The sequence below is a fragment of the Nostoc sp. genome, from assembly GCF_036917435.1.
In the GTDB taxonomy this organism is placed as follows: domain Bacteria; phylum Cyanobacteriota; class Cyanobacteriia; order Cyanobacteriales; family Nostocaceae; genus Nostoc.
This window is the reverse complement of sequence record NZ_JBALDM010000008.1, coordinates 60,205-73,617: the sequence shown is the minus strand read 5'-3', so window position 1 is coordinate 73,617 and position 13,413 is coordinate 60,205. Positions and strand designations below refer to the sequence as shown.

Below are 13,413 nucleotides of genomic sequence, written 5' to 3'. Positions count from 1 at the left end.
GATTAGTGCTACTTAATCTGACAAAAAGTTAAATTTTCGTAGGGGCTAGTTGACTTGGAAAATGTCAAAATTAAATGAGTTTTGCGTAGGCCCACACTCCTACGGAGAAATAAGTTACGCATAGCGTCTCTAAGAGTTGCGACAAGTCACCAGACATCGTAACTTTACATAGCGCGGATTTGAGATAACATAAGTTGGAATTTATGGGCAAGCAACGTGTTCTTTCTGGAGTTCAACCAACCGGCAATTACCATCTAGGTAACTACTTGGGAGCCATTCGCAACTGGGTAGAAAATCAGAGCGAATACGAAAATTACCTGTTTGTGGCTGATTTGCACGCGATTACAGTGCCACATGACCCCAAACAATTGGCAGCTGATACCTACACCCTTGCTGCTCTGTATCTAGCTTGTGGTCTTGATTTAAGCCACTCCACTATCTTTGTACAATCCCACGTTTCGGCCCACAGTGAACTCACCTGGTTGCTCAACTGCATTACACCTCTAAACTGGCTGCAAGATATGATTCAGTTCAAGGAAAAGGCTGTAAAGCAAGGAGAAAATGTGAGTGCAGGCTTATTAGATTACCCAGTCTTGATGTCAGCAGATATTTTGCTTTACCAAGCTGATAAAGTGCCAGTGGGTGAAGACCAAAAGCAACACTTGGAATTGACACGGGATATTGCCGCTCGGTTAAATCACCAATTTGGTAAACCAGATCAGCCCGTACTGAAGTTACCAGACCCTTTGATTCGCAAAGAAGGGGCAAGGGTGATGAGTTTGGCTGACGGTACACGCAAAATGTCAAAGTCCGATCCTTCGGAGTTAAGCCGAATCAATTTGCTAGATTCACCAGAACAGATTGAATACAAGATTAAACGTTGTAAAACCGATCCGATTCGTGGTTTGACTTTTGACGATCCTGCACGTCCAGAGTGTAATAACTTGTTAACGCTGTATACATTGCTGTCTCTTAAGAAAAAAGAAGATGTCGCAGTTGAATGCCAGGATATGGGCTGGGGACAATTTAAACCATTGTTGACGGAGACAATTATTGAGTCTTTGAAACCAATTCAAGAAAAATATCAGTCAATAACCGAAGACAAAAGCTATTTGGACTCTGTGTTACGGGATGGAGGGGAAAAAGCTAGAGCGATCGCAAATCAAACTTTATCACAAGTAAAAGCTGCTTTAGGCTACTCTCTTCCTCTATAAGTTTTCACTTTTTGGTGTGGTTCGCTATACCATTTAAGAAATTGAAATTCTTAATGTTATGTATCACACCCATAGCCCCACAGCCTTCAAGAAAGCTGTACAAGCAGGTGAATTTTTAGTTACCGCCGAGGTAGCACCCCCAAAAGGGGGAGATCCAGCGCACATGATTCAAATGGCGGCGACTCTTAAGGGAAGGGTTCATGCTGTCAATGTTACTGATGGTAGCCGCGCAGTGTTACGGATGTCTTCGTTAATCGCGTCGGTGATTTTGTCACAAAATGGTATAGAGCCGATTTGTCAAGTTGCTTGCCGCGATCGCAATCGCATTGCTTTACAATCTGATTTAATGGGCGCTCATGCTTTAGGTATTCGTAATATTTTAGCTTTGACTGGCGATCCCGTAAAAGCAGGCGATCATCCAGATGCTAAAGCAGTTTTCGACTTAGAAGCGGTGCGATTACTGCAACTGATTCGGAAGATGAATCAAGGCGTTGATTGCAACGAGAAACCCTTGACTGATGGAGCGTTAGATTTATTTGTTGGCGCAGCAGTAGACCCGCAATGTAAAAGTTGGTCGGGTTTGCAAAGTCGATTTGAACGCAAAATTGAAGCCGGAGCGCAATTCTTTCAAAGTCAGTTAATTACCGATTTTGATCTACTAGAAAAGTTCATGGATAGCATTGCTTCTGGCTATAAAAAACCGATTTTAGCAGGAATTTTTCTGTTGAAATCGGCAAAAAATGCCCAGTTTATTAATAGGTGTGTTCCGGGTGTAAATATTCCCCAACATATTATTGATAGATTGGCAAAAGCCAAAGATCCTCTTGAAGAAGGAATGAAAATTGCCGCAGAGCAAGTGCAGATAGCACGGCAATTGTGTCAAGGGGTTCACATGATGGCAGTGAAACGGGAAGATGCGATCGCACCAATTTTAGATTTGGCTGGGATTGCTCCAGTTAATCAGTTAGTAGCCAAGTAAAGAAGATAACGTATTTTTTATTAAAGCAGATGGTAAAAATCATCTGCTTTTTTAATTCTGCAATCAGCCATCAACGATTTATTACGAGGCATATCAAGCGCTATGGAGATTATAGTTAGGCCTTTGGGGTGGACGATGGAAGTGGACAGACTTCCATGACTTGAATCAAGCCCTGCTCAAGGGTAAATCGATGGCCCACATGCTCATCTGCAAGAACTGCGTAAGCCTTGTCACACACGACCTGATGCACATCGACCAAAATGCGCCCGGACTCCTCAGAGTAAAAGGAAATCGGCTCGACGTGCGGATTGATCTCGCTCCATTGCTCCGTCCAGTAAGCGCGAACTTCTTCAGTTCCACGGACAAAACCGCCTTTGAACGCTTTCGGCCAAGCCACGTCCGCAGTCATGAGGGCAAGGGCAGCGTCAATATCTCGCGCGTTGAAGGCGGCGTAAGCCGCACGGAGCAGTTCGATTTCTGGTGCATGTTGATCTGACATAAGAGTAAAACTAAATGACAAAAAACTTTACTAAACTCATCTATAATTGGGTACTTTAGATAAGTTTATGTGGAAAGTTGCAGAATTTGGAGGATTAATCGGCGTTTCTTCAAGTTTTAAGATAGTGTATACTTTTTTGAGTGAATAAGGTTGCAAAAGTTTGGCTATGTTTGCTATCAAGCGAGAGTTAAAACTAAATAATGTTGAAACCTCGTTAATGCGTGGCAATGCTGGTTTTAAGCGCTGGGTTTACAATTTTGGGTTAGAACTGTTAACTGCATCCTGGAGCTTTGAAGATGTGAAAGCTTCTGATTTTAAGCGCATTGATGCTATCAAAAAAGTATTTACTCAAGTGACAATGCAGAAGCCGGAATATGCCTGGATGAAATTATATCCATCCACAGTATATCAATCAGCGTTTATTGACTTGAAGGATGCTTTTTCGAGATGGCGGAAAGGTCTAGCAGGGTTCCCGAAGAAGAAGTTAAAGAAAAAAGGTGACTCGTTTACCGTCTACAAAACATCAGGTATTTATCCTGAAATTGGCAAGCCAGCGCTGCCATTTACTAACCGGGTTGTGATTAATGCGGGTTCGCTCATAAAGTTACCAGGATTAAAGCAACTTAGATTAAAAGAGCGGATTGATTTTATCTGTAGTTCTCAGACATTCACTGTGTCTAGAACTGCTGATAAATGGTTTGTATCTTTCATGTTGGATGCCCAAAAGATTCCTCCAATATTTCATCCAATTCAAAAGATTGGTGTTGATTTGGGTGTGAAAACTTTAGCGACTTGTTCTGACGGTACTTTTTACGATATGCCTCATACCACTAAAACGGCGAAAATCAAGCTAGGTAAATTCCAGTGGCATAATCGTAATCACGTGTTAGGAAACAAAAAACTAAAAATTCAGGCATCAAATAACGCCAGAATTTACTACACTCAATTAGCAAAACAACACGCTCGTATCGCCAACATCAGACAAGATACTACTCAGAAAATGACTACTGACATAAGTCGCAAAGCTGCTGTTATTAGGATTGAGGATCTGAATGTATCGGGGATGATTGCTAACCATAAATTAGCTAGCGCTGTAAGTAATAACTGTTTTTACGAGATTCGTAGGCAGTTGATTTATAAGCAACCTTTTTATGCGACTAAGGTTGAGTTAGTTGATAGATGGTTTCCATCACCCTTAGATGTGTTCATCTTGTGGCCACATTCAACCGATGGGATTGAGTGAGCGTGTTTATAACTGTGGTGGATGCGGTAATGTTCAAGATCGTGATGAGAATGCATCTATCAACTTGAGGGATGCGTCTTTCGATAAAATACGGTTGGCTTAACCGAAATTTACGCCCGTTGACAAGAAGTAGCCGACTACCTTGGTGGACACGGGAAGAAATCTCTAAACAGGTTTAGACAGGTTTAGCTAAGTATTTTAAAGCAGATGCAGCAGGGACTAACAATTTATTTTACCGTCAAAGCTAAGTATGCGAAAAGCCTTATAAAACGGTGAGTCAAAATCGTTAAAACATAGATACAGCAGGTATTCCAGCCCGTCATAGACATCGCTATTTTCCAAAAAGAAACTCCAGAATGCACTTAAAGCATTCTGGAGTAGTAACAGGTTTCTAACATCAATCAATTTTGACCCATGCGATCGCTAGATGTCGTTGGGGTATATACTCAAATGTGTTTATGGCTACTCATCCGCAAATCGAACAGCAAATTACCTCTTTTACAGCCATAATCTCAATGCCTCTACAGAATTCTACGAACAAATGCTGGGCTTGGAGTTATGGCTTGATCAAAAAGCCTCTCGAGTTTATACTGTTAGTCGTTCTGGATACTTAGGATTTTGTCAAGCAAGCGAAACATCATCTTCTCCCGCCGACAAGCAATCAAGTGTCATTTTCACTAAATATTCTCTTGGGGTGACTGCATGACAGCCAAAAAAATCGCATGGCTACGTACAACATTGCAATTTAAAGGTTCGGTTATTAAAGCAATTTACAAGCATATCCTAGTGTGCGGAGCTTTCGGGTTTTTAATTTCGATACTTTATCATTTTGAATTGCGTGTATCCCAACCCGCTTTAGCAAATGTTATTCCTAGTATTGTTTTAGGTTTATTACTTGTATTTCGGACAAATACTGCTTATGAGCGATTCTGGGAAGGGAGAAAATGCTGGGGATCTCTAGTAAATAACATCCGAAATCTGGCTCGACAAATTTGGGTATCGATTGACGAAATATCTCCAGAAGATAAACAAAATAAAATTACAGCATTAAATTTATTAGTAGCTTTTGCTGTCACAACTAAATTACATTTGCGTGGAGAAGCAGTCAATAGCGAGTTAGAAGATTTAATGCCATCTAGTAAGTATATCAAACTGAAGATTATGAATAATCCTCCCATAGAAGTTGCCTTTTGGATAGGAGATTATTTACAAGAGCAGTATCATCGCAATTGCCTTAATAGTTATCAACTAACATCTATGCAAGAATTATTAAACAATCTTGTAGATAATTTAGGTGCTTGTGAACGAATTTTAAAAACACCTATGCCATTAGCCTATGCCATTCATCTGAAGCAATTATTGTTACTATATTGTTTACTGCTACCCTTTCAAATAGTGGCGACTCTGGGTTGGTGGACAGGTTTAATTTCGGCTTTAGTTGGTTTTACAGTATTTGGAATTGAAGCAATCGGCTTGGAGATAGAAAACCCCTTTGGTTACGATCCTAACGACTTACCTCTAGATGCGATTTGCGCCACAATGAAACGGAATATAGACGATTTAATTACTCTGACTCCAAATGCGCGATCGCACCCAAGTAGTTTGAGATCCGATAAAAGCTAAGATGGGGAAGAATGTACAAGCCTAGATTATAGCTGTCAAGCCCTATCTTTGCCGTCCCTCCATCTTGTTTCACAGTACTATATAAACGCGAAACTATCTCTTCATTGGTGGATGTGCAATGATGCCTGTACGTCAAACATTATCAAAGCCTGATATCCAACTTTCTTACTTAGAGTGGAGCCAAGGTCAAGAACCTTTACTATTGTTACACGGCTTAGGCGACCATGCTCTAGTGTGGTCTAGTTTAGGAGATTACTTAGCGACAGACTACCACATAGTCGCCCCAGATATGCGCGGACATGGCGAAAGTAGTAAGCCTGAGAGAGATTATAGCTTTGAAAGTGCGATCGCAGACCTTGAAGCACTTATGGATCGTCTCGGATGGACATCTGCCCATATTGTCAGTCATTCGTGGACAGGTAAATTAGCCGCTATCTGGGCAAGACAAAACCCAAAGCGTTTGCGGAGTATAATTCTAGTCGATCCAATTTTCATCTGGAAAATGCCCAGCCTTCTCAGGCTAACTTTCCCCATGCTGTATCGTTTCTTACCCTTTCTTAAAAGCATGGGCCCTTTTGCCAGTTATGAAGAAGCCGAACAACAAGCACGGCAGTTAAAGCAATATCAAGGATGGAGTTCCTTACAGCAGCAAGTTTTCCAGGCAGCAATAGAACAAAAACCCGATGGTAGCTGGGGTAGCAAATTTACCATCGCCGCCCGCGACGGGATTTTTGAAGCAGTTATGCAAGTGCCTGGTTTTACAATTCCCCTTGATACACATGCCCTCTTTATCCAACCAGAACAAGGACTGAATCGCCAAGATTGGCAAATCCAACCCTACAAAACCTCTCTCAAAAAATTACGTATCTGCCAAGTTCCTGGCAATCATTGGCCATTTTTGACACAACCAGAGACATTTAACCAAACTGTGGCAGCTTTCTTAGCAGAACACAGATAGAAAATCTCATTATTATTTAGACGGGATTATCATCCGGCAACAGAAGAATTAATAGGAGGGATGTTTAGCGATAAGCAGCTACGCTCCTGTTAAATCAGTTATTAGTTATCAGTCATCAGCATTCATTGGTTACTGATAAATAATTAGGACTTACCCAAAACTACAGATGCTTAGGGGAAATTTATGAATTTCCCCTACCTGAAAATCAGGGTTTTGGCTATTGTTTGCGTAAATCCTGCTAATAACTGATAACTGTTAAAGTACGGATAAACCACTCATGAGCCTTTGTATCAACCCCCTTTGCCCTACACCAAATCACCCAAATAACGAGCAAAATCGCTTTTGTCAAAGTTGTGGTTCTCATTTGGAATTGCTAGGGCGTTATCGGGTGACGTGCCTGTTGAGTGACAAAACAGGGTTTAGTAAAGTTTATGAAGCTTATGAGCAAGATACCCCTAAAATCCTCAAAATTCTTAAAGAGGATTTATCAGGCAACGCCAAAGCACTAGAACTATTTCAGCAAGAAGTAACTGTACTGGAACAACTCAAGCATCCCGGCATTCCCAAGCAAGATAGTTACTTCCAGTATCAAACCCGAAATGGTTTAGTGTTGCATTGCATTGCAATGGAAAAAATCGCCGGGTGCAACTTAGAACAGTGGCTACAGCAGCAGAATCGTCCCATTTCAGAAGAACAAGCTGTAGCTTGGTTAAAACAATTAGTAGAAATTTTGGATTTAGTGCATGGTAAACAATACCTGCATCGAGATATTAAGCCATCCAATATCATGATTAGATCCCCCATTGGGAAGGATTGGGGAGATTTAGTACTAATTGATTTTGGCACCGCCACAGAAATTGACAGAACCGACCCAGAGCAACTTAGCAACGGCGACGGGATGACAGCACTTATGTCATCTGGCTACAGCGCCCCAGAACAAATGAATGGTCAAGCAGTACGGCAATCAGATTTCTTTGCCTTGGGACGCACCTTTGTATTTTTGCTAACAGGACAACATCCTTTAGATATGTATGATGTTCAGCAAAATGTATTGCACTGGCAAAATCATGCCATCGATATCTCACCCTTACTATTAAATTTAATTGATTGGCTAACAGCACCAGATATAAAAAATCGTCCTGCTAATGCCAAAGAAATTTTACAGCGTCTAGAACAAATTGAAGAAAGCAAAAAGTTCTGCTCAGAAGAGGATTCAACCCCACCTAAACGGGAACCACTTCTAGAAGTAGAGGATTCAGAGCCAAGCTCTCTCCCCTTGGAGCAAGAGCCAGAAAATAGTATTCCTCCCGGCCCTGTTGTCGAAACCCAGCCAACAGAAACTACTCCTGAAAATATTAATTTAGCAATCGATTTAAACACGGAACAGTTGTCCGCGCCAATTCCTCAAACTTTGCCATCGCCACAGAAAGAGCCAGAAGAAGTACCACTACTTAAATTTTTTGTAGGGCTACTAGTGATATTAGGATTACTTAGTATGGTGGCTTTAGTAATGCGAAATTCACAATTTATTGTGAGGTCAAATTATGGTCAATCTCCCGAAAGAAAAGGGAATATTGATTACTTTTCTTATCAAGAAGGTAGAGATAGCCAGGGGAGGGTAGCCGAATTTAATATCGCTGTTTTATCACTAGAATATAAATGGCTTTTAGGTAGCAGTTTTCAGATTAAATATAATGATGAAATTATTAGTCTAGACCTTTTAAAACTGAACTTAGAAAAAGAAGGAATACAGAATATAATGCAATATCCTAGCGAAATTATATCTGTAGGAACAGTTTCTTGTAAAGGTAATATAGCAGTTCAAGAGCGAATGGCTCTAGAACGTTCTAAACAAATTCAATTTTTAGTAAAAAGAATATTTATTAATACACCAAGTGTTAAACGTTATCGAATATTAAATTTGGGACAATTTCAACAGAGTGATTGTCAGGCAAATCAGGATTTAACTAAATATCAGAGAAGTATTATAATCATTGGTGTAAAAAAGCAATCCCCAGGTGTAATTCTTGATGAAGCACTACGGGATAGGTTAGAGAAAAAGCCTTTTGCTGATTTTAAGTTAGAAGATTATTCTTTGGGAACGGCAGAAAAGTTTAAGACAATACCAAGTAATTTATAAAATCTCTAGTAAGTAAAGCGGCGTAAATAATTAAAGGTTTGTAGTGAGGACTTTAGTCCTCAAATGAGGGCTTCATCTCTCACTACAAAATAATCTCAAGATTTCTTACATTACTTAATCAACGAGCATTGCAAATTCTCCGCGCCGATGAGCAATTGAGCCAGTTAGAAACCGTTATGGCTTTTTTTGCTACCTTCGTATTAGACAGCGCTTTAGTTCAGCAAATCATGAGGTGGGATATGGCAGTGTTACACGAATCTCCCTGGTATCAGCAAATTTTCAGAGAAGGTGAACAACGTGGGGAACAACGTGGGGAACAACGAGGACTGCGAGAAGGCATTGTATCAGGTCTTGAACTCGCTTTAGAAATAAAATTTGGCAGTGAGGGATTGCAACTGATGTCAGAAATCTCTCAAATTGCTGATTTAGATAAATTAAAGGCAATTCAGCAGGGAATTAAGAGTGTAAATACTCTAGATGAATTACGGCAATTCATTTGAAGTAATGGAACTTCCTTGAGTTTGGCAAATTGTGAGGTGGAATATGTCAGTGTTTGAGAAATCTTTCTTTTATCAAGAAAGTTTTAAATTACCTCAAATTAGCCAAACTCTAGGATGGCAAAAATTCTAATCATTGTTCACGCTCCCATACCAGAATACCTCTTTAAACCCGCACGCCAAAGGAAGCGATTCGCACCCAAAAACACTAATAGCCAACCGAACATTGACCAAAATCCCCGCCCTATATCTACGGGTAGCCCTACCAAAAGACTCGCAGGAAAATTAATTAAATAGGGAAAAGGCGTAAACATAACTATTTGCCGCACAGGTTCTGGAAAGACTTCTAAAGGTGCAATCAAACCAGATAAAAATAAATAAAACAAAAACCAAAAATTTTCTAAAGCAGTAGCCCGTTCTGTCCAAAATGCAAACATGGCAAAGGTGTACTGAATCGTAAACCGCAAAGCAAATGCTAGCAGCACCGCCAATGTAAATAGCAAAAATCTACTTAAACTTGGTATCCAAAAAGCTTGGGGATAAAGAATAAAAAATAATGCTACTAATAAAAAAGTAAAAGTTAGCCTAGCAAATCTTTCAGAAATATGCGCCGCAACATGATGCCATACTGGATCGAGTGGTTGTAGCAACTTGGGCGAAAGCTTGCCTTCCACTACTTCTTTTTCAAACTCCCAAATTACCCAAACAACTGTTAATTGTCTAACGACGAAAACCGTGATAAAGTAACGGGCAAAATCCACCGATGATAGTCCAAACTGCCCACCTTGTGCTGCCTGTATCCAGATACCCATAAGGATAATCGGCAAAGATCCAGCCAAAACCCATAAGATTAATTCTGCTCGATACTCAACCATATAGGCGTAGTATACTGCCAGCAAAGTTAGAGCTTTTCTAATAATTTTTTTCATCTATGGTGTATTCTCCTCTCGGCAACTCGATTTCTGGTAGCGATCGCACTACACAACACCTGCCTGAAAAACTCGTCCAATTACTTCTTCTACAGGCGGTTCAGTGACAGTTAAATCAATTACCTCCAAATCCGTCAAAATCTTCGATACCGTGCGAGTAAGTGCCTCTCTAGATACTATAAAATGCACCGATCGCCCTTCTAAGAGTTGCACATCTCCATAGGTCATAAGTTTTTCTATCGGTAGAGGTTGGGCTAACTCGATATGGACTTCCCGATAAGGGGCAAAACGTTCTAGTAGTCCATCCAAACTACCGTCATACATCAGGCTTCCCTGGTGAATCAACAGCACTCGTTGACACAAAGCTGTGATATCAGCCATGTAATGGCTCGTCAATAGCACTGTAGCTTGATAACGCTGATTGTAGTCGCGTAAAAAATCGCGTACCGCCACCTGAGCATTTACATCTAGTCCCAGAGTCGGTTCATCTAAAAACAATACCTGGGGACGGTGCAAAAGCGCTGCTAGCAATTCTGCCTTCATCCGCTCACCTAAAGATAGCTTCCGCACTGGTTGGGTAAGTTTGGCTTCTAAGGAAAGCATCTCTGTTAATTCTCCTACCCGCCGTTGAAACTCTTTATCAGAGATGTTGTATACAGCAGCATTAATTCTCAAAGAATCTAGCGCTGGTAAGTCCCAAATTAACTGCTGCTTTTGCCCCATCACCAAGGTAATTTTTTGCAAAAATGCTTCCTTTCGATGAAAAGGGATTTGTCCAGCTACTGTAACTTTACCGCCAGAGGGATGAATTAGCCCAGTGAGCATTTTTAGTGTGGTGGTTTTGCCAGCACCATTTGGCCCCAAAAACCCCACTACTTCACCAGGGGCAATTTCAAAGGAAACATCCTGAACTGCTTTAATTGAGCGGTAGGTGCGGTGAAAAAGGTGGGTGATTGTACCTTTAATACCCGGATTTTTTACTGCCACTGGATAAGATTTACTCAAATTTTCAGCAACAATGATTGACATATTTTTTATATTAGAACCACGGATATAAGTAGGTAGGCGTAATTAAATATAAGATCAAACCTCACCCTCAATCCCTATCCTTAGTAAGGAGAGGGAAGCTGGAGCCGGGGTCAGGTTTTATATTTAATTTGACCCGCTTACTTATACAGATAGACACACATAAATTATGGGTGTTTAGTGCTATTTATCAAACACAATTTTGACTCTTGAATTCTTCAAGTGTGGTTCAAAATCCGAAAGCAGGGATTTTCGCCAGTGACATATCATAATTTCATCTGGTGAGCATTACGCATAACACATAGACTTTAACGTAAGCGTCCCGATCGCAATGTACTGATAATTAACCACAAACCCAATAAGCTAGCAACGGCAAAGAGGGCGGTGCTTAAAAAAGATAGCTGACTTGTCTGCGCTCTGGTGGATATAATTGCTGCACCCATAATCAGCGAACCCACTAGGATACTAAAAGAGAGTCGGTTAGCGGCATCGTCCATAGTGCGCCGCACGCCATCTAAACCCCGCAGCGATAGATTCCACTGTAAGGTTTCTGAGGTAACTCGGTCTAATAACAGTTCTATTTGGCGCGGAGATTGCAGAGAGAGACTTTTTATATCTAAGGCTGTGCGTAATAGCGATCGCACTGGATTATCGCCCAGTAATTGCCGACGAAACAAGTCTGTAATTAATGGTTTAACTTCATCGAAAAAATTAAGCTCTGGGTTGAATGTCCGCGCTACACCCTCTAAATTTGCTAGGGTTTTGGCATATAAACCCATGTTGCTAGGTAATCTAATTTTATTGTTGCGGGCAACTTGTAAAACTTCATAAATTATCTGACTGAAATTTATTTGTGTCAGACTGACATTGTGATACTTCCGCAACATGCGATCGTAATCATTTTCTAACCGTGATAAAATTACTGGTTGAGCCGAATCTGATAGCTGCAAAGTTAACTGAGCGCACCTTTGAGCATCTAAATCAACGATCGCTAACAACATCTCTGTTAATATTTGCTGTGTGCGGGGATCAAGTCTTCCTACCATGCCACAGTCTAAGAGGGCAACCCGCCCATCTTTGAGATAAAACAAGTTTCCCGGATGGGGATCGGCATGAAAAAAGCCATCAATATATAGTTGCTGAAAAAATACCCGAAATAACAAAGTAGTTATTTCTTTACGCTCTACGGCAGGATCTTTACCATTATTGTTATTGTTCAAATCAGCCGACAGGAATGGCACACCATCAAGCCATTCCATCACTAGTAATTTTTTTGTGGTCAATTCCCAGTTAATCTCCGCAACCACTATTTGCGTGGGATCAAACCAGCGACTTTTAGATAAGTTGCGCCGCAGTTCATCTGTAAAACCTGCTTCTCGTGTAAAATCTAACTCAGCTTCTAGTGCCCTGGTAAATTCTTCAGCGATGGATTTGATTTCGTAGGTTTGCCCAAATTCAGTCCGCGCCACTAAATCGGCAATACCTTGAATTAAAGCAATATCTTGGCCAATAGTTAGATCGATTCCCGGACGTTGGACTTTCAAAGCAACTTCTCGACCATCTGCTAATGTAGCGCGATGTGTCTGGGCAATTGATCCCGCCGCGACTGGAATCGGGTTAACTGTCTTGAAAGTTTCTGCTAGTGGACGTTTTAATTCTTTGCGAAGGATTATTTCTATCTCTGACCAAGGAACTGGCGGTACTGCGTCTTGTAAAGTTGATAGTTCCTCAATGTAGGAAGCGCTGAGTAAATCTGGACGGGTAGAGAGTAGCTGACCAAGTTTAACGTAAACAGGCCCCAAATCTACCAGGATATTTTTTAAAACCGCAGGTGTCGGTAGCTGTGGTTCATCAGCTTTGCCACCAGTGAGTAACCTTCGCATATAGTCCCAGCCATTGCGAAGGAATACTTCCAGAATTTCTCGTTGACGGGGAACAGTTTGGGTGAGGAACATTTTTATAAATAACTGCAAAGACGCAGGGAGTTAAAGAGGTAAGCAGCAGGGGATGACAATACAACCGAAGTTGGCTCTAGCTTTGCTACTGGTTAAAGTTCTGCTAGCTGCGCCACAGTCTTGGAATCTTTTTATGGATGATTGTAGGGCTTGGTCAAGCTTTTGTTCACTCAGCATTCGTTTGAGGTAATTAGAGCAAGAATCCCCACCGTGTAATAAGCGATGGGAACAACTAAATCCTTTAGAGGGAGAAATATATTTTTGATAGGCCTTAATAGACTCGATTGCCATTGTTTTGGCGAGAGGCTCAAAGCTAATAATGTCCATAACTGTCAGATAAAATAACAGAC

12 protein-coding genes and 1 pseudogene are annotated in these 13,413 nt (G+C 40.9%); 8 read left to right on the top strand and 5 right to left on the bottom strand.

What is annotated here, in order from left to right; all coding sequences use genetic code 11:
* The first annotated feature begins 203 nt into the window (after positions 1–203).
* Both trpS and V7K98_RS04015 read left to right on the top strand, forming a co-directional pair.
* Entirely contained in the window at positions 204–1,214 is a 1,011-nt protein-coding gene (gene trpS / locus V7K98_RS04020) for a tryptophan--tRNA ligase (RefSeq protein ID WP_335019538.1), read from the top strand.
* Positions 1,215–1,272: 58 nt separating this feature from the next.
* Complete coding sequence (locus V7K98_RS04015) at positions 1,273–2,193, top strand: methylenetetrahydrofolate reductase (RefSeq protein ID WP_335019537.1); 921 nt, start codon at positions 1,273–1,275, stop codon at positions 2,191–2,193.
* Between the two features lie 115 nt (positions 2,194–2,308).
* Here the strand turns inward: V7K98_RS04015 and V7K98_RS04010 are convergent, their stop codons facing one another.
* The gene (locus V7K98_RS04010) at positions 2,309–2,692 is read right to left on the bottom strand and encodes a nuclear transport factor 2 family protein (RefSeq protein ID WP_335019536.1); all 384 of its coding nucleotides are present in this window, start codon (positions 2,690–2,692) and stop codon (positions 2,309–2,311) included.
* Positions 2,693–2,858: 166 nt separating this feature from the next.
* Here V7K98_RS04010 and V7K98_RS04005 point away from each other — a divergent pair, with 166 nt between their 5' ends.
* The 6 genes and pseudogenes from V7K98_RS04005 to V7K98_RS03985 form a co-directional block, all read left to right on the top strand.
* Complete coding sequence (locus V7K98_RS04005) at positions 2,859–3,935, top strand: RNA-guided endonuclease InsQ/TnpB family protein (protein WP_335019535.1); 1,077 nt, start codon at positions 2,859–2,861, stop codon at positions 3,933–3,935.
* On the top strand, positions 3,892–4,038 hold the full coding sequence (locus tag V7K98_RS28855; RefSeq protein WP_442940390.1) for a zinc ribbon domain-containing protein: 147 nt from the start codon (positions 3,892–3,894) through the stop codon (positions 4,036–4,038). The genes V7K98_RS04005 and V7K98_RS28855 overlap by 44 nt, the downstream gene beginning before the upstream one ends.
* A 599-nt stretch (positions 4,039–4,637) precedes the next feature.
* Positions 4,638–5,558, top strand: coding sequence for a bestrophin family protein (locus V7K98_RS04000; RefSeq protein ID WP_335019534.1), 921 nt, complete (start codon positions 4,638–4,640; stop codon positions 5,556–5,558).
* A gap of 118 nt (positions 5,559–5,676) precedes the next feature.
* The gene (locus V7K98_RS03995) at positions 5,677–6,516 is read left to right on the top strand and encodes an alpha/beta fold hydrolase (RefSeq protein WP_335019533.1); all 840 of its coding nucleotides are present in this window, start codon (positions 5,677–5,679) and stop codon (positions 6,514–6,516) included.
* A 277-nt stretch (positions 6,517–6,793) separates the two neighbouring features.
* Positions 6,794–8,656, top strand: a complete 1,863-nt coding sequence (locus tag V7K98_RS03990) for a serine/threonine-protein kinase (protein WP_335019532.1) — start codon at positions 6,794–6,796, stop codon at positions 8,654–8,656.
* Between the two features lie 119 nt (positions 8,657–8,775).
* Positions 8,776–9,156: pseudogene (locus tag V7K98_RS03985) on the top strand (transposase); the annotation flags it as partial.
* A 137-nt stretch (positions 9,157–9,293) separates the two neighbouring features.
* Here V7K98_RS03985 and V7K98_RS03980 read toward each other — a convergent pair.
* The 4 genes from V7K98_RS03980 to yidD form a co-directional block, all read right to left on the bottom strand.
* A complete protein-coding gene (locus tag V7K98_RS03980) occupies positions 9,294–10,082 on the bottom strand; it encodes an ABC transporter permease (RefSeq protein ID WP_335019531.1) in 789 nt (262 codons plus the stop codon).
* Positions 10,083–10,130: 48 nt separating this feature from the next.
* Entirely contained in the window at positions 10,131–11,111 is a 981-nt protein-coding gene (locus V7K98_RS03975; RefSeq protein WP_335019530.1) for an ABC transporter ATP-binding protein, read from the bottom strand.
* A gap of 305 nt (positions 11,112–11,416) precedes the next feature.
* On the bottom strand, positions 11,417–13,063 hold the full coding sequence (locus V7K98_RS03970; protein ID WP_335019529.1) for an ABC1 kinase family protein: 1,647 nt from the start codon (positions 13,061–13,063) through the stop codon (positions 11,417–11,419).
* A 30-nt stretch (positions 13,064–13,093) separates the two neighbouring features.
* Positions 13,094–13,390, bottom strand: coding sequence for a membrane protein insertion efficiency factor YidD (yidD, locus tag V7K98_RS03965; protein WP_335019528.1), 297 nt, complete (start codon positions 13,388–13,390; stop codon positions 13,094–13,096).
* Positions 13,391–13,413 lie beyond the last annotated feature (23 nt).